Source organism: Reichenbachiella sp. MALMAid0571, assembly GCF_040151475.1.
Lineage (GTDB): Bacteria > Bacteroidota > Bacteroidia > Cytophagales > Cyclobacteriaceae > CAXBNB01.
This window is the reverse complement of the sequence record NZ_JBDKWG010000144.1, coordinates 143,668-158,571: the sequence shown is the minus strand read 5'-3', so window position 1 is coordinate 158,571 and position 14,904 is coordinate 143,668. Positions and strand designations below refer to the sequence as shown.

Annotated in this window: 15 protein-coding genes; 12 read left to right on the top strand and 3 right to left on the bottom strand. The window is 39.6% G+C overall.

The window, feature by feature from the left end:
• The first annotated feature begins 250 nt into the window (after positions 1-250).
• From AAOP42_RS18030 to AAOP42_RS17980, 11 genes are all read left to right on the top strand, one after another.
• Positions 251-850, top strand: a complete 600-nt coding sequence (locus tag AAOP42_RS18030; protein WP_349529967.1) for a hypothetical protein — start codon at positions 251-253, stop codon at positions 848-850.
• 104 nt (positions 851-954) lie between these two features.
• On the top strand, positions 955-2,652 hold the full coding sequence (ggt, locus tag AAOP42_RS18025) for a gamma-glutamyltransferase (RefSeq protein ID WP_349529966.1): 1,698 nt from the start codon (positions 955-957) through the stop codon (positions 2,650-2,652).
• A gap of 135 nt (positions 2,653-2,787) precedes the next feature.
• Positions 2,788-4,041 (top strand): IS4 family transposase, encoded by a 1,254-nt coding sequence (locus tag AAOP42_RS18020; protein WP_349529965.1) that lies wholly within the window; start codon positions 2,788-2,790, stop codon positions 4,039-4,041.
• A gap of 129 nt (positions 4,042-4,170) precedes the next feature.
• Entirely contained in the window at positions 4,171-4,869 is a 699-nt protein-coding gene (locus tag AAOP42_RS18015; RefSeq protein ID WP_349529964.1) for a DUF3784 domain-containing protein, read from the top strand.
• A gap of 5 nt (positions 4,870-4,874) precedes the next feature.
• Positions 4,875-5,219 carry an SdpI family protein gene (locus AAOP42_RS18010; RefSeq protein WP_349529963.1) on the top strand — a complete coding sequence of 115 codons (345 nt, stop codon included), beginning with the start codon at positions 4,875-4,877 and terminating at the stop codon, positions 5,217-5,219.
• A 132-nt stretch (positions 5,220-5,351) separates the two neighbouring features.
• Complete coding sequence (locus AAOP42_RS18005) at positions 5,352-6,569, top strand: PSP1 domain-containing protein (RefSeq protein ID WP_349529962.1); 1,218 nt, start codon at positions 5,352-5,354, stop codon at positions 6,567-6,569.
• A 36-nt stretch (positions 6,570-6,605) separates the two neighbouring features.
• Positions 6,606-7,286 (top strand): arylesterase, encoded by a 681-nt coding sequence (locus AAOP42_RS18000; RefSeq protein ID WP_349529961.1) that lies wholly within the window; start codon positions 6,606-6,608, stop codon positions 7,284-7,286.
• A 15-nt stretch (positions 7,287-7,301) separates the two neighbouring features.
• Positions 7,302-8,651, top strand: a complete 1,350-nt coding sequence (locus AAOP42_RS17995; RefSeq protein ID WP_349529960.1) for an alanine/glycine:cation symporter family protein — start codon at positions 7,302-7,304, stop codon at positions 8,649-8,651.
• Between the two features lie 136 nt (positions 8,652-8,787).
• Positions 8,788-9,405: a response regulator gene (locus AAOP42_RS17990; RefSeq protein WP_349529959.1), complete on the top strand. Its 618-nt coding sequence runs from the start codon at positions 8,788-8,790 to the stop codon at positions 9,403-9,405.
• Between the two features lie 69 nt (positions 9,406-9,474).
• Entirely contained in the window at positions 9,475-10,386 is a 912-nt protein-coding gene (locus AAOP42_RS17985) for an ABC transporter ATP-binding protein (RefSeq protein WP_349529958.1), read from the top strand.
• On the top strand, positions 10,379-11,686 hold the full coding sequence (locus tag AAOP42_RS17980; RefSeq protein WP_349529957.1) for an ABC transporter permease: 1,308 nt from the start codon (positions 10,379-10,381) through the stop codon (positions 11,684-11,686). The genes AAOP42_RS17985 and AAOP42_RS17980 overlap by 8 nt, the downstream gene beginning before the upstream one ends.
• 66 nt (positions 11,687-11,752) lie before the next feature.
• Here AAOP42_RS17980 and AAOP42_RS17975 read toward each other — a convergent pair whose 3' ends face one another.
• From AAOP42_RS17975 to yaaA, 3 genes are read right to left on the bottom strand one after another with little or no spacing between them, the layout of a single operon-like run.
• Positions 11,753-12,034: a hypothetical protein gene (locus tag AAOP42_RS17975; protein WP_349529956.1), complete on the bottom strand. Its 282-nt coding sequence runs from the start codon at positions 12,032-12,034 to the stop codon at positions 11,753-11,755.
• Between the two features lie 37 nt (positions 12,035-12,071).
• Positions 12,072-12,908: an alpha/beta hydrolase gene (locus AAOP42_RS17970; protein ID WP_349529955.1), complete on the bottom strand. Its 837-nt coding sequence runs from the start codon at positions 12,906-12,908 to the stop codon at positions 12,072-12,074.
• Positions 12,909-12,968: 60 nt separating this feature from the next.
• A complete protein-coding gene (gene yaaA, locus AAOP42_RS17965) occupies positions 12,969-13,730 on the bottom strand; it encodes a peroxide stress protein YaaA (protein WP_349529954.1) in 762 nt (253 codons plus the stop codon).
• A gap of 203 nt (positions 13,731-13,933) precedes the next feature.
• On the opposite strand from yaaA, the gene AAOP42_RS17960 reads away from it, so the two are divergent.
• Positions 13,934-14,830, top strand: a complete 897-nt coding sequence (locus AAOP42_RS17960; protein WP_349529953.1) for an MBL fold metallo-hydrolase — start codon at positions 13,934-13,936, stop codon at positions 14,828-14,830.
• Positions 14,831-14,904: the final 74 nt, after the last annotated feature.

The window sequence follows — 14,904 nt, the reverse complement described above, 5'->3', positions numbered from 1 at the left end:
GAGTTAAATCAATCTCGTTGTAAATGTGCCTGTTTAAAATTACCGGAGTTGGTTCGGTATGGTTGGTGAAAATCCCCGGCTAGATATATCATCCTGCCGGGGTACAACCGTTTTCTACTCGAAATAAGTAAGTGTGTAATCTGCATTGAGAACTGGAATAAGTATAAATACTGACTGAAATTTACAGACTTTTAATGACAGCTACGAGCTGGATTGATTCATAACTTTGCACAGAATCAATTCTGTAATTATGAAAAATCCATTGGGACTATTGCATAAAAAAATCATGTTGATTGTAACGGGTTTTCTTCTATTTCAAAATATTTCAGCTCAAGATATATCAGATGGCCACATTGAAGAAGAATATGACCATTTAACTGCTCAGTGGCTTGAAGTGTCCGGCGAATTGAAAACCTATTCCGGATTGACAACATTCTGTAAAAATCCCGAATACTCAACCCATACTGTAAAAATTTTAGAAACACTTCATCACTACGATTCACTGGTGCTTGACATAATGGAAAACAACGCCATAAGTCAGGATGTAAATCATAAAGAATTAAAAAAAACATCCAAAGACATAACAAAATTTGAAACAGAATATGGCATCAAAGCATTCATTGAATTCTTAAAAGAAAGTTGTAACACACGCAAAGATCTGGAGAAGAACAAAAAAGAACTGATGAAAGATTCCGGCATGTATTCCTACGATGGCCAACTTTTGGTACTGGAAACACAACTCAGGAAATTCCTGCTTCATATAGACAAACGCATAGTATCAATCGACGATCACCTTCACATGATTCATCCGGATCAAATTCAACCAGTTCGTCTGCTTACGAAAAAGTAGGACGTTTCTATAAGGAAAAGTAAGCAGTGCATCTCAGGGCATACGCATCGGTTAATATTTGAAAACCACTCAAATTGGATTAACTTGGTATAAACTCTTTTCTAATGAAAATATTTATACCATCAGTTCTAGTCTGTTGCTGTTTTGTTTTTAACTCATTTGGCCAGGACAGAGTAACCGGCGAACTATTCGCTACCAGATCCGAAGTACTGGCACAAAATGGAATGGTAGCCACCAGTCATCCATTGGCAACCCAGATCGGGCTTGATATTCTCAAAAACGGTGGAAATGCCATAGATGCAGCAATAGCAGCCAATGCTGCTTTGGGGCTAATGGAGCCAACCGGAAGTGGCATAGGTGGCGATCTCTTCGCCATAGTATGGGATGCCAAAACGAAAAAACTCTACGGATTGAATGCCAGTGGCCGTTCTCCAAAAAAATTAACCTTAAACTACTTTGAAAAAGAAAAACTGGAACAAATACCATCCTTTGGCCCTCTTCCGGTTAGCGTACCAGGAGCAGTAGATGGCTGGTTTGAATTACACAAAAAATTTGGCTCTATAGATATGGATAAAATTTTGGCTCCCGCCATATCCTATGCGGAAAACGGTTTTCCGTTGACAGAGCTGATTGCCTATTATATGCAACGATCTGTTTCGTTTTTCAACAAATCTGGCTATCCCAACATTACGGATACTTACATCACACAAAACAATGGCAGATTGCCTGATGAAGGTGAAATATATAAAAATCCATATCTTGCCAATACCTATAAAAAAATAGCCAAAGGAGGTAGAGACGCTTTTTACAAAGGAGAGGTGGCAAAAACCATAGCCAATTTCATCCAACAGCAAGGGGGCTTCTTGTCAGAAAAGGATTTGGCAGAACATCACTCGGAATGGGTAACTCCAGTCTCCGTAAACTACCGGGGATACGACGTATGGGAGCTACCACCCAATGGGCAGGGTATAGCAGCTTTACAAATGCTGCAAATCCTGAAAGGGTTTGACTTTTCGGAAATAGAATTTGGCAGTACAGAACATCTTCATTTATTTACTGAAGCAAAAAAGCTGGCTTTCGAAGACAGAGCCAGGTATTATGCAGACATGATTTTTGCCAAAGTCCCTGTCACGGAACTATTATCCGACAACTATGCCATGAAAAGAAGAAAACTTATTGGCGACAGAGCATCTGCTTATGAAGCAGGAGAAATCAGTGCTGGAGAAACCATTTACATGACGGTAGCCGACAAGGATGGAAACATGATTTCATTAATCCAAAGCAACTACAGAGGTATGGGGTCTGGTATGGTGCCTCCAAAACTTGGTTTTATGCTCCAAAACAGAGGCGAATTGTTTAGCCTGAAAAAAGGACAAGCCAATACTTATGAACCCGGCAAAAGGCCATTTCACACCATTATTCCGGCTTTCATTACCAAAGACGGTGCTCCTTTTATGAGTTTTGGCGTAATGGGTGGAGACTTCCAACCTCAGGGGCATGCGCAGATTGTTATGAATATGATCGATTTTAATATGAATGTACAGGAAGCAGGTGATGCTCCTCGCTGGGATCACACGGGCTCATCTACACCAACCGGGCTGCCTCAGGAAGGTATCGGAGAAATAAGACTCGAATCGGGTATTTCATACGAAACCATACGGGGACTTATGGACAAAGGACATAAAGTAAGTTTTGGCAGGGGGGGTTATGGTGGTTACCAAGCCATTATGTGGGACTCAAAAAACAAAGTCTATCATGGAGCTTCCGAGAGCCGAAAAGATGGTCAGGCTGCCGGGTATTAAATAGTTTTTTTATTACTTTTATACTAGTAAACGACTAAAAATGGGTTAGAGGCGTACTATCTAAGAAAAGTACAATTGGAAGAGGTTACCCTCCTCCAATTTGACGATGTTTGAAGTGACTAAACATAAAACATCATGACTAAAGTTACCAACTTATCTGGACAACCTGTTATTTGCCAACTTCTTTCTTATATCCCCGCACAAATAGTTGAAGATTGTGTTGAGCAACATCAGTCGGATTATTACTACAAGGTGATGACCACCTATCGGCAATTGGTTTTTTTGTTGTATGGCGTGATTTCCAGATGCCATTCGCTTCGTAATTTATGTAAAACTCTCCTTTTCCTTGAAGGTAAACTGTGCTATCTGGGTATAACTAAATTACCTGCAACCAGTACATTGAGTGATGCAAACATTAACCGTTCTAGCGATGTGTTCGCAAGTATATACCATAATTTATATCAGCATTACAGTGCTTATTTATCAAACAGCTACATCAAGATGTTTATTGGTGGGGAAGTAGACCCTTGTAAAGTAGAGATATTTGATTCTTCTACGGTCAGTCTATTTGTTGACATATTCAAAGGGGCTGGCAGAAATTCATTAGATGGAAAAAAGAAGGGGAGCTTGAAAATACATACCAAAATGCTTTTGTCAAGTTTTGTTCCTGATTTCATTCATTTGACCGAAGCGGCCTGCAATGACAAAACATTCCTCGGACAGCTCAATCCATGTCCGGGCACTATTTATGTCTTTGACAAAGGGTATGTAAATTACAAGATATGGGAACAATGGACAGAACAGGGTGTTTTCTATGTCACCCGGCTCAATGAAAACGCACAATATGAAGTTTTAACCGGACAGCCCAACCATATATGTGAATATGCTAATGGGGGGATCATATCTGACCAGAAAATCCAGTTAAAAACCAATGAAACTATACTTGAAGCCCGCCTGATCGTATATAAAGACCCTGTATCGGGCAAAGTGCTGAAATTTATCTCCAATATGTTTGATTACTCGGTCTATACGGTCATCCAATTATATAAATACAGATGGAATATTGAGGTGTTGTTCAAGCAGGTTAAACAAAATTTTGAATTGGGTTGGTTTTTCTCGGACAGCCCTGAAGGAATCAAAACACAGGTTTGGGTAGCATTGATAGCCAATTTGATTTTTACTGTCATACATAGACAAGTCAAAGAATGTGAATTGTTTATAACAATAGTCAGTATGGCTTCAAACAACCTTGGCTCATACGTTTCATTGATAAAACTGCTGAAAAGAACCACTCCAACTGGGATAGAAAGAAAAATTAGGATAATCCAACTCGATATGTTCTGCAATCAACAAGGGGGTGTTTTTCAAAACTTATCAAAACCACCTTAATTCGACTATAAAACAACTGTTTTCCAACAATCACAGATTAGTCGGATGTCAGTATATTTAAATTGCTGTTTGATATAAAAACTCAACAAATCCATTCTCTCACTTTATCATATTCCATACATGATAATAATGAATCTTATAATAGGAGGTTTTCTAATCCTGATGGGATTTTTGGTTAAAAAATTTCCTGACATGATTGCAGGCTACAATACCATGCCTGAAGAGCAAAAGAAAAATGTAGATGTTGAAGGCTTGTCGTCAATGATGAGGAATGCGATGGTTCTTATGGGGCTGTTAATTGCAGTTGGAAAACCTTTTTTGGGGTTGATTGGCTGGGAAATCAATCCAGCCCTATTCATAATATCGGTTATTCTATCAATCACTGCTGTGATGCTCGTACTTGCACCAACTTATGATGGCAACAAGCACCCTTGGTATAAGAAAGCATTTCCATTTGTTGTTATTATAGGGATTTCCTTATTTGTTGGATTCAAAATATTCAAAACCCATGAGCCTCTTGAAGCCTTTATTTCAGAAGATCGAATCACTGTTACGGGAGAATATGGTCTGACCCAAAAGGTAACCAACATCCAATTGCTAGAAAACATCCCAAACATAAAGACCAGATCTGGGGGATACAGCGACGGCATGGTACGAAAAGGCAATTTTATATTGGAGGATTGGGGTGCATGTACGTTGTTTCTACTATCAGACAAAAAACCTTATATCAAAGTAACTACAGCAGTCAAACCCATCATCATCAACTTTGATAATCCAGAAAATACAAAAAAGCAGTTTGACAGGTTACAAGAAGAATTTAACCAATAAACACCATGAATATACTTCCCCAATTTATGATTGGCCCACTCTTGCTCTTGTTGAGTATTGTTTTCAAACTTTTCCCTCCGAAGAAGATCAATTACCTATATGGGTACCGTACAAAAAGATCAATGAAAAATCAGGAAACATGGGATGAAGCCAATAGATATAGCTTTAATCTCATGATTCCAATAGGAATTATTACCACTCTACTACAAGGGATTTTCTATTTTACCTTAGGTTCTAAAAATGCAGTAGCCATAGCGTCAGCGGTAATGGTGGTTTTGTTATTGATCACCATACCCATGACAGAAAACCATCTAAAGAAGAATTTCGATAACGAAGGGAAAAGAAAATAATAGCCGAATTATTTGAATTTCACTAAAAATAATGACTGGCATTTGTCTTTAAAATACTAATTAGGTCATAAATCATTCAATATAATTTTCTCTGGTTATCTTTAGGGCTTAAACTTTAAACTTTGAAGGAAAATGTCGGGATGTAGTACCTGTAGCACACTCACCGCTGCTGATGGAAGTGTAAAAGGATGCAAGAGCAATGGCGGCTGTGATAGCGGTGGATGCAACAAATTGAATGTTTTTGACTGGTTGTCAAATATGGACATGCCTGTTCAAGACAGGTTTGATATAGTAGAAGTACGCTTCAAAAATGGGCGCAAGGAATTTTTTCGAAATGTCAATAGCGTGGAGCTCTATCCCGGTGATGCCGTAGTGGTAGATGTTCCCAATGGCCATCATGTAGGTCATGTTTCGTTGCAAGGAGAGTTGGTACGCCTTCAAATGCAAAAAAAGAAAGTGAAGAATGATGATGACATTCGCACCATTTATCGGGTGGCTTCCGAAAAGGATCTGGAAAAATTTGAAAAGGTAAAAAACAGGGAAAACCCTACTTTATTTCGCACCAGAGAAATCATCCGTGAGCTCAAACTGGAGATGAAGTTGACCGATATAGAATATCAGGGAGACAACACCAAAGCTACTTTTTATTATTCCGCTGAAGAGCGTGTGGATTTCCGGGAACTAATCAAGCGACTGGCCGGGGAGTTCAAGATCAGGGTAGAGATGAGGCAAATCAGCCTGAGACAAGAAGCAGGCAGATTAGGTGGAATTGGATCATGTGGGAGAGAACTTTGTTGCTCAACCTGGCTGTCGGAATTTAAAAATGTATCCACGGGAGCAGCACGCTATCAGAACCTTTCGTTGAATCCCAGCAAATTGTCAGGTCAATGCGGACGGCTAAAATGCTGCCTCAACTATGAACTTGAGACTTACATGGATGCCCTGAAGGATATTCCTGATGTAAGCAAACCTATACTAACTCAAAAAGGAGAAGCAAAACTCCAAAAGACGGATATCTTCAGAAAACTGATGTGGTTTGGTTATGATGGGGAAAGTGCCTGGATTCCTATTGCTGCCAAACGTGTAAAGGAAATTCAAGAAATGAATGAAAAAGGGAAAAAACCGGATACCCTGATGGACGATCACGTTGGTGGTGAAAAACTAGAATTTCAAGCACTGAACAGTGATCTGGAAAGCCTTGACAAAAAGTATAAGCAGAAAACGGGGAGTGGCAACAAAAAGCGTAAAAACAGACCGAATAAAAATAGAAACAAAAATAAAAACAAGAATAAAAACCCCAATCAGAACACTCCTAAAAATCAGAAACCTAAAGGCGAAGGTTCTAAGTAATACTGCCACTGAAGGTTGGAAAATGCAAAACCAATAATGACAATTAAAGGCTTTTCTCTCTTCTTATTTTTTTTGCTGCTTTTTGGCTGTCAACAGAAGGAAAATCAATCTGAAAATAACAAAACTGTCCAAAAAGAACAGTCAAAACAGCCTGAAGTCAATTCGGAAAAAAAGGTCATCGTATTTTTTGGCAACAGCATTATAGCTGGGTATCAACTTGATTTATCAGAAGCATTTCCCGCTATAATTGGTGGCATAGTCGATTCCCTCGGTTTGGATTATAGGGTGGTAAATGCAGGGTTAAGTGGTGAAACCACTGCCAGCGGAAATTCCAGAGTGGATTGGGTATTGAAAAATAAGGTGGATGTATTTGTACTGGAACTTGGAGCTAATGATGGCCTCCGGGGAATACAAACAACTGAAACCAGAAAAAATCTCCAGTCTATCATTGATAAAGTAAAAAACAAATACCCCTCGGCGAAAATTGTACTTGCAGGAATGCAAATACCTCCAAATCTTGGGCAGGAATATGCCAATGATTTTAAAACTATTTATCCTGAATTGGCTGAGAAAAACAATACCACATTGATTCCATTTATCCTGGAGGGGGTGGCTGGTATTCCTGAACTGAACCTTGATGATGGCATTCACCCCACTCCTGAAGGGCATAAAATACTGGCAGAGAATATCTGGGGAATCTTGAAACCACTCTTGTAACTAAAACAAAAGACCTTGGAAGAATTTATAGTAGATGCTGCCAATTTTGTCTGGGGAACACCTTTGCTTGTTTTGCTTCTGGGAGGGGGTATTTTTTTCACTGTATATTCAAGACTGCTCCCATTGCAATATTTCAGACATGCTGTTAATATCCTCAGAGGAAAATATGATGAATCTAAAGGTGCAGGTGAAATAAGTCATTTTGAAGCCTTGTCCAGTCATTTGGCATCTACAGTAGGTATGGGCAATATCAGTGGAGTTGCTGTAGCCATAGCCACAGGTGGTCCGGGAGCTGTTTTTTGGATGTGGATTAGTGCTGTTTTTGGAATTACTACCAAATTTTTTACTTGTACCCTGGCAGTGATGTACAGAGGCAAAGACTCAGACGGCAATATCCAGGGAGGGCCAATGTACGTGATCACCGAAGGAATGGGTAAACGCTGGAAACCTCTGGCCTTGTTTTTTTGTGTAGCAGGTTTTTTTGCTGCCACCCCCGTATTTCAAACCAATCAACTTGTGCAGGTAACTAAGGACATTTTGCTGACACCAAACGGATGGAATGGGGAAAACGAACTTGCAGTCAATCTATCCATTGGTTTATTAATTACTGTGTTGACAGGCCTGGTCATTTTTGGAGGAATTAAAAGAATAGGCCGGGTAGCAGGCAAACTGGTTCCGGCAATGGTGATTCTATATGTAGGAAGTGTAGTATTTATATTGCTTGCGAATGCTTCTGAAATACTGCCTACTTTCTTACTTATTATCGAAGATGCATTTAGTGCCAATGCTGCACTTGGTGGAGCAGTTGGGGCAATTATTGTAACCGGAGCGAGAAGAGCCGCTTTTTCCAATGAAGCAGGAATTGGTACTGCACCAATGATGCATGGTGCTGCCAAAACATCAGAGCCTGTCCGTGAAGGATTGGTAGCTATGCTTGGCCCATTGATCGATACAATCATAATATGTACATTAACAGGATTGGCAATTCTCATAACTGGTGTTTGGAAAACCGGAGACCTCAACGGAATATCTCTAACCGTTAAGGCATTCGAAATTTCCATGCCCGGAATAGGAACCTACATACTCGCTATCTGCGTACTGATCTTTGCGTTTACCACCATTTTTGGAGCTTCTTATTATGGCAAAAAATGCCTTTCCTTTTTAATAGGTGCCAGGTACAGCGAATATTTCAATTACTGGTATGTGGGTATCATAGTCATAGGCTCAGTTTCCAGTTTGGCCGCAGTGGTGAGCCTCATCGACTTTATGTACGCCATGATGGCTTTTCCTACGATGATCTCTGCAGTCTATCTAGCCCCAAAAGTTTTAAAAGAAGCCAAAAGATATTTGGGCAATTTACCTTGACAACATCAACATGTAAGTGCTGGTACGGATAGTTCTTTACGCTCTAACTAGGATAGAAAATTCATTTTATTCCTACTAATTTTCGGGCATGGACTTTTTATCTTATCTTCATATTTCAAAAACAAAGAAAAAGAGAATGAAGGTTTTTTTGGTTGATGATCACGCCATCATGTTGGATGGATTAGTTGCTTTGTTGAAGACCGACGAAGAAATGGAAATCGTTGGTACGGCAGGCACAGTCGCTGCAGCCATGGAATTTCTCAAAATGCATCACATCGATGTATTGGTAACGGACTACAACTTACCCGATGATGATGGACTTACCCTTGTGAGAAAGGTAAAAAGACTCTGGCCTGAGATAAAAATATTGGTACTAAGTATGCACAATGAATCTCATCTGGTAAAAGAAATATTGAAAGAAGGAATTGACGGGTATGTTTTGAAAAAGGATTCCAAAGATGAATTGATTGATGCACTTTATTCGGTGAAAAAAGGCAACCTGTTTGTGAGCAATGAAATTAATGGTATGCTGGTGCGCAACCTCCACCAACCAGACGAGCAAAAACTCCTTACCGAAAGAGAACGAGAAATTTTGAAGTTGATAGCCAAGGAGTTTACCAATAAAATGATAGCCGAAGAACTTTTTATCAGTGAGCGAACCGTGGAAACCCACCGCAAAAACATTTTCAGAAAAACAAAAACAAACTCTCTTGTTGGCTTGATCAAATTTGCATACGCCAATAATTTGATTTAAAATTCTGGGACTCTGTAATAATGGTTTACATTTGGATACTAACACCAATGAAACCTAAACCACTTTACTTTGGACATTCTCAGTATAAGAGGAATAAGTAAGTCTTACGGAGATCACCAGGCTCTGAAAGATATCCACCTGAATATTCCTCAGAACAGTATTTTTGGACTCCTGGGTCCCAATGGAGCTGGAAAAACCACCCTGATCCGGATTATCACCAACATTATCATGCCGGATGCGGGTGAAATCATTTTCAATGGTAAACCACTTGAACCCGATCACGTCAGAGCTATGGGTTATTTACCGGAGGAAAGAGGGCTCTACAAAAAGATGAAGGTGGCAGAGCAATTGGTATATCTGGCCAGACTCAAAGGAATGGCCAAATCTGATGCTGTCAGGATTATTAAAGAATGGTTTGAAAAACTGGATATCTCCTCCTGGTATCATAAAAATGTGGAAGACCTTTCGAAAGGGATGCAGCAGAAAGTACAGTTTATCGCTACGGTGATGCACAAGCCTCAACTCATCATTTTAGATGAACCTTTTTCAGGTTTTGATCCGGTCAATGCCAATTTAATCAAAGACGAAATTTTGCAATTGAGAGATGAGGGAACTACCATAATTTTCTCCACTCACAGAATGGAATCTGTGGAGGAACTTTGTGATCATATCTGTTTGATTCACGATGCGACTACTATATTGAATGGCCCAAAGAATGAAATTCGCAATCAATTTCGAAGCAATACATTCATAATAGAGCACCGGGGAAATCTGGACGTATTGTTGAATGGATATACTTGTCTTTCTTCTACCGAGAATGATCAGATTTTTCGATCGGAAATACAAATTCCAGGTAGAGAAAATCTTAACGACTTGCTGAGGAGCCTGGCCGATAAGGTAGAGATTGTATCAGCCAATGAAAAAATACCTTCGATCAATGATATTTTTATTTCACAAGTAACCAATTCAAACAATGGGTAAGATAGGTTTAATAATCGCTCGTGAATATTTGAGTCGTGTCAGGAAAAAGTCATTTATCATCATGACCATTTTAGGACCGTTGTTATTTGCCGGGATAGCCATAGTGCCCACCTGGTTGGCGACCAGAGAAAGCACAGATCAGAAAGTCATTTGGGTATTGGACGAGTCCGGATATTTCGATGGAAAAATGGAAAACAATGGTTCTGTTAAATTCGAAATGACGCACAAATCATTGGAAGAGGCCAAAGCAGAATTGATTAACAATAAAGGAGTGTCATTACTTTATATCCCTGAAATTGATATAAACAACAAGGCGGAAATATCTTTCTATTCATTCAACAATCCCGGTTTTAGCCTGGAAAAAACAATAGAGGGTAAGATCAGAACAGAGCTGGAAAACATCAAATTGATCAATTCAGGAATCGAAAAAGAACAACTTGAGCAACTCAAAGCCAGAGTAGAACTTAGTACTTATAACCTGTCTAAAGCAGGAACCGAAAATGAAAGTAGTTCAGAAGCATCTTCTGCTGTTGGCTACATCAGTGCTTTCTTAATTTACTTTTTCATTTTCTTCTATGGTGCACAGATTATGAGAGGAGTGATAGAAGAAAAAACAAGTAAAGTAATAGAAGTAATCATTTCATCGGTAAAACCTTTTCAACTGATGATGGGAAAAATAATCGGAGTGGGAGCAGTTGGGCTGACTCAATTTTTACTTTGGACAGCTCTTTCTACCGGAATTGTTTCTGTGGGTTCAGCCATTTTATTGAAGGACGTAGAACCTGACAAGATAGAATCTCTGGCTCAGAATCAGCCGATTAAAACCCCGGTAAAAGCAGATACCGGAAATGTAATATTTGATGCCCTTAAGAAGGTCAACTTCCCATTGGTAATAGGCTGCTTTGTTTTCTATTTTCTGGGAGGATATCTGCTTTACGGAGCATTGTTTGCTGCTGTAGGATCGGCAGTGGATAGCGATGCTGATTCTCAGCAATTCATGCTACCTATTACTATTCCCCTGATTTTTTCCATGGTAATCATTGCCGCCATCTTAAAAGAACCTCACGGATCACTGGCTGTATGGACTTCCATTATTCCTTTTACTGCCCCGGTAGTTATGATGATGCGTATTCCTTTTGACGTACCCATCTGGCAAATAGCGGCATCAATGCTATCTGTTGTAGGTGGTTTTCTGGCGACTACCTGGTTTGCCGGAAGGATTTACCGCATAGGTATTTTCATGCATGGCACTAAAGTGAATTACAAGGTATTGGCCAAATGGTTTATGATGAAGATTTAGGGAAGGTAATATTTATCTTGCTTCTAATTTTAGACCTGTAAATTTTTACGATTGGTATGTGAACTATCACAACCTGACAGTATTATAATATCCCCTTTTCTCCCGAATCTTGCTTCTGCCAATTTTCAGCTGATCAGCATAAAATTTTAGCCTGGTAGATTCAAAAGGCAATGGTTCAATTTTTTCAATCTGTGAGGTTTTGTCATTTATAAATACTTCAAAATAATGATTTGCATAGAGGTATAGGTTGATTTTATACTTGTAATATCTGATGTCAATTACAAAAGTGCCGTCCAGATACAATGCCCTGGTCTTATCCAAAAGTGGCAAACTTAAAAATGACTCCATCAATACTATATTCTAAAATTTTATCAAAATGAAGTTACTAAAAATCCAGATGATCTCGAAGACCCTTGTCAAAAATTACATCGTGTTTGTCGTTGAGTATTTCTGATAGATGGTTGTGGTATTCTTTGAATGTAGGCAGATCGTTGTGTCTGCCTCCATGGATTGGGATTAGCCTTGTGGTCAATGGGGCTTCTTTCCTCAACTTTACGCTGGATCGGTAGGGAATGAGGCTGTCTTTTGTGCCATGAATAATGTAAACGGGACACCTCACGTATTTGATCCAGATGTCCGTACGAATGTGAAATTTAAGCAAAATTGACAGTGGCAAGAAAAACAACCATCTGTTGGTCAACTGTGAAAAGCTGTAATAAGGTGCATCCAGAATCAACATTCTGGGCCTGTTTTTGGATGCCAGTTTTGCAGCAAACCCTGAGCCCATCGACCTTCCATAAATTATGATTTGATCTTCAGGAAACCAGCCCCTCACCTGATTGTAGATGTATTGACTGTCCCGGTACATGGCCTTTTCTTGTCGTTTTCCAGTGCTTTTGCCAAACCCACGATAGTCGATGATCAACACATCATAATCGTTTCTGGTAAAATCTTTGGCGTATTTGCTCCACCCCTTTATGCTTCGGGTGTTGCCATGAAAATAGATGACTATGCCTTTTGGTTTGTTGACCTTAAAGTGAAGTCCATTGATTCGTACCCCTTCTTCCACATCAAAAAAATGTTCTTCGAAAGGCACGTCAAACCTGTATTCGAAATCTTCCGGGAGCTTTTCAGGATGAAACATGAAGTATTCCTGCACAAAAAATACAATAGTGGAAATCAGTATATAAATTCCAAATCCGATTGCTATGTATGTCCACATGGTGGTCTAAAGTAGCGAATGTTTATGGGAATAAGAAAGAAAGAAATTTCCGTCCTGAAACTAGCCTCTGGTAAAGACCCAATTCGATTCGTCTGACAGGGAAGGATCGAATACATAGCCATTTTCATTGAATGACTTCATCCGTTCCGGCTCGGTGATGCGATTTTTAATAATGTAGTTGGCCATCACTCCCCGTGCGTTTTTGGCGTAAGTCATAAGCACTCTGTATTCTCCTTTACTAAAATCTTTGAAGATTGGCGTAATCACATTAACCTTGAGTTTCGGTTCTAGTACCGATTTATAATATTCCGTGGAGGCCAGATTTACCACACATTTTGATTCACCCAAATCAGCATTGATTCTCTTGGTGATTTTATCACCCCAAAATTGGTAAAGATTGTTGTAACTGTAGTACTTGAGCCTGGTGCCCATCTCCAGGCGATAGGGCTGAATCAAATCCAATGGTCGCAGCAACCCGTACAGCCCTGACAATATTCGCAGGTGATCCTGTGCAAACTGTAAGTCTCCTTCATTCATTTCTTTGGCATTCAGCCCTCTGAAAACTTCACCATTAAAAGCCAGTAATGCCTGCTTTGTATCTTCTTTTTTTGGCTCTGGAGTCCACTTCTGATAGCGATCAACATTAAGTGCGGCAAGTTCGGGGCTGATGCTCATCAATTCACCCACTTTTTTACGAGAAAAAGTCCCCATCTTTTTAATCAGCCTTGTGGATTCAGCCACAAAATCAGGTTGAGTAGCAATAGAAGTATTCGCTGGAGATTCGAAATCAACGGACTTGGCTGGGGAAATAAGTAGCAGCATAGATGAATTAGATAATGAAAAGTAAAAATAACGGAAACAACAGGTGATAGAAAAATATTTTGGAGATAACCCTAAAAACTCCAATCCCTTTTCAAGTAAAAATCTAGGGTAAGGATATTTACTAACCTATTCTTCTAATCCCGGTATAGTTTGTTTTTGCCTCTTTTAGTTAGGATATTTGTTTAAAGTCTAATCTCCTATTTATGAGTAAAATCCATGTACTAGATCTCCAGTTTCTGAATCTACCCCACACCATTGCCTCTTTTTTGATTGAATCTTCTGAAGGACCAATATTGATAGAGACTGGGCCACATTCTACCATAAAAGCAATGGAAAATGAACTGGCTGTACATGGATATAAGATTGAGGATATCAAGCATGTTTTTCTTACCCATATACACCTGGATCATGCCGGAGCTGCCTGGGTATTCGCTGAGCATGGCGCAAAAATTTATGTCCATCCTTTTGGGGCGAAAAACATGGAAGATCCGTCTAGGTTGATGGAATCTGCCACTCGTATCTATGGAGACAAAATGGATGAACTGTGGGGACAGATGAAAAAAATTCCTGTAAAGCAGTTGGTAGAAGTGGGAGATGAAGAGGTAATCGAAATTGGAGATGTGGCTTTAAAAAGCTGGCATACGCCTGGCCATGCCAGGCATCATATTGCCTGGCAGCTAGATGATGTGGTCTTTACCGGAGATGTTGCCGGAGTAAAAATTGATCAGGGAATCGTTGTGCCTCCCTGCCCCCCACCGGATATCAATATTGAAGATTGGAAAAATTCGATCGCCATTTTAAGGCGATTGAACCCGAAGCAACTGTACCTGACTCACTACGACAAAATTGAAAACATAGACCAACATTTTAATGAACTGGAAGCAATGCTGGACGATTGGTCGGCATGGATAAAATCGCATTGGGAAGCTGGTGAAACCAATGAAGAAATGGTGCCACAGTTTATGCAGCATGTGGCAGGACAGTTGAAAAAGGTTAGTTTAAATGATAAGGACATTCAACTGTATGAAGCAGCCAATCCTTCTTGGATGAGTGTTGCTGGTTTGATGAGGTATTGGAAGAAAAAAGCTGAAGTGAATTGATTAACATTACATAGACAATTAGTAATCACAAATTTAGACATAGAAATAAGTAGCCTGTCCGTTCAAACAGACTG

Excerpts from the sequence above, each read along its gene's own strand:
- AAOP42_RS18030 (WP_349529967.1), top strand. The coding sequence starts at position 251 with ATGAAAAATCCATTGGGACTATTGCATAAAAAAATCATGTTGATTGTA.
- AAOP42_RS17970 (WP_349529955.1), bottom strand. The coding sequence starts at position 12,908 with ATGTGGACATACATAGCAATCGGATTTGGAATTTATATACTGATTTCC.
- AAOP42_RS18015 (WP_349529964.1), top strand. The coding sequence starts at position 4,171 with ATGAATCTTATAATAGGAGGTTTTCTAATCCTGATGGGATTTTTGGTT.
- AAOP42_RS17980 (WP_349529957.1), top strand. The coding sequence starts at position 10,379 with ATGGGTAAGATAGGTTTAATAATCGCTCGTGAATATTTGAGTCGTGTC.
- AAOP42_RS18005 (WP_349529962.1), top strand. The coding sequence starts at position 5,352 with ATGTCGGGATGTAGTACCTGTAGCACACTCACCGCTGCTGATGGAAGT.
- yaaA (WP_349529954.1), bottom strand. The coding sequence starts at position 13,730 with ATGCTGCTACTTATTTCCCCAGCCAAGTCCGTTGATTTCGAATCTCCA.
- AAOP42_RS17975 (WP_349529956.1), bottom strand. The coding sequence starts at position 12,034 with ATGGAGTCATTTTTAAGTTTGCCACTTTTGGATAAGACCAGGGCATTG.
- AAOP42_RS18010 (WP_349529963.1), top strand. The coding sequence starts at position 4,875 with ATGAATATACTTCCCCAATTTATGATTGGCCCACTCTTGCTCTTGTTG.
- AAOP42_RS17990 (WP_349529959.1), top strand. The coding sequence starts at position 8,788 with ATGAAGGTTTTTTTGGTTGATGATCACGCCATCATGTTGGATGGATTA.
- AAOP42_RS17960 (WP_349529953.1), top strand. The coding sequence starts at position 13,934 with ATGAGTAAAATCCATGTACTAGATCTCCAGTTTCTGAATCTACCCCAC.
- ggt (WP_349529966.1), top strand. The coding sequence starts at position 955 with ATGAAAATATTTATACCATCAGTTCTAGTCTGTTGCTGTTTTGTTTTT.
- AAOP42_RS18000 (WP_349529961.1), top strand. The coding sequence starts at position 6,606 with ATGACAATTAAAGGCTTTTCTCTCTTCTTATTTTTTTTGCTGCTTTTT.
- AAOP42_RS18020 (WP_349529965.1), top strand. The coding sequence starts at position 2,788 with ATGACTAAAGTTACCAACTTATCTGGACAACCTGTTATTTGCCAACTT.